The sequence below is a fragment of the Alistipes sp. CAG:268 genome (assembly GCA_000434235.1).
Classification (GTDB): Bacteria; Bacteroidota; Bacteroidia; order Bacteroidales; family Rikenellaceae; genus Alistipes; species Alistipes avistercoris.
The window spans coordinates 24787-26078 of the sequence record FR892021.1 but is presented as its reverse complement, the minus strand read 5'-3'; the positions used below and the strand labels follow the sequence as shown (position 1 = coordinate 26078).

Annotated in this window: 2 protein-coding genes; both read left to right on the top strand. The window is 64.4% G+C overall.

Annotated features, from left to right (window positions below; all coding sequences use genetic code 11):
- Positions 1 to 242 (top strand): GatB/YqeY domain-containing protein (locus QZL63_RS10225; RefSeq protein ID WP_290586903.1); only part of this gene is annotated, 242 nt, incomplete at its 5' end.
- Positions 243 to 285: 43 nt separating this feature from the next.
- On the top strand, positions 286 to 1200 hold the full coding sequence (locus QZL63_RS10220; protein ID WP_022309201.1) for a bile acid:sodium symporter family protein: 915 nt from the start codon (positions 286 to 288) through the stop codon (positions 1198 to 1200).
- Positions 1201 to 1292 lie beyond the last annotated feature (92 nt).

Below are 1292 nucleotides of genomic sequence, written 5' to 3'. Positions count from 1 at the left end.
CGCAGCAGAACCGTCCCGACCTGGCCCGGGAGGAGCTGGACCAGGTGGCCGTCTATCAGGAGTTTCTGCCCAAACAGCTGACGGCCGAGGAGCTGACGGCCGAGGTGCGCGCGATTATCGCCGAGGTCGGCGCTTCGTCGATGAAGGAGATGGGCAAGGTGATGGGCGTGGCGTCGAAGCGGCTGGCCGGCCGTGCCGACGGCAAGGAGATCTCGGCCAAGGTGAAGGAGCTGCTGGCATAGGCCCCGGCGCCCGGCTTCGGCCGGACGGTAAATACGCAGGATCATGCATGTGCTCGAATCGTTGCACCGCAACGTAAAGACCGTGGCCATGCCTTCGGCCATGGTCGTCGGGGCGCTCTTCTGCCGTCAGGTGACGGCTCTGGAGGCCTGGTCGGGGCAGATGATCACCCCGACACTGATTTTCCTGATGCTCTTCGTCACCTTCTGCCGCGTCAAGCCCCGGCAGATGAAGCCCTCGATGCTTCATCTCTGGCTGCTGCTGATCCAGGCCGTGGCGTGCGTGGGCGTCTATGCTGCCCTGCATCCGTTCGATCCCGTCGTGGCGCAGGGGGCGATGATCTGCGTGCTGGCTCCCGTGGCGATGGCCGCTGTGGTCATTGCCGGCATGCTGGGGGCCGACGTGGCGACGATGGCCACCTACAGCCTGCTGTGCAACATGGCCGTGGCGGTTTATGCCCCCGTGGTGATCTCCTTCACGGGCACGGGCGTCTGCTCGTTCACCGAGATTCTGGCCCGTATCGCGCCGCTGTTGATCATGCCCTTTGCCGCGGCGCAGTTCTGCCGCTTTGTCTTCCCGAAGGGGGCGCAGTGGATTGGCGACCACGGGCAGATCTCGTTCTACATGTGGCTGCTGTCGCTGGTGGTCATCATCGGCCGCACGACGGCCTTCATCATCGACCTGCACGACGCGTCGCTGCGGACCGAGCTGTGGCTGGCCGTGGCGGCCCTGGTGCTTTGCCTGGCGCAGTTCAAGGTGGGGCGAATGCTCGGCCGCCGCTACGGCGATGCCGTGGCCGGCGGGCAGTCGCTCGGGCAGAAGAATACGGTGCTGGCCGTATGGATGGCCCAGTCGTTCCTCGACCCGATCGCATCGATTGCCCCGACGGCTTACATCGTCTGGCAGAATTTCGTGAACTCCTACCAGATCTACCGTAAGGACAGGGAAAACTTGAAATAATCTCCGCAAACACAAGGTTTGCAATCGGATATGCAATTCGTGCGCCCCGCTTCATGCGGTCCGGACAAGCCGGGCCCGCACGCGGGGCGCGC

Bases quoted from the DNA above. Each gene is read 5' to 3' on its own strand.
- QZL63_RS10220 (WP_022309201.1), top strand. From the start codon at position 286: ATGCATGTGCTCGAATCGTTGCACCGCAACGTAAAGACCGTGGCCATG.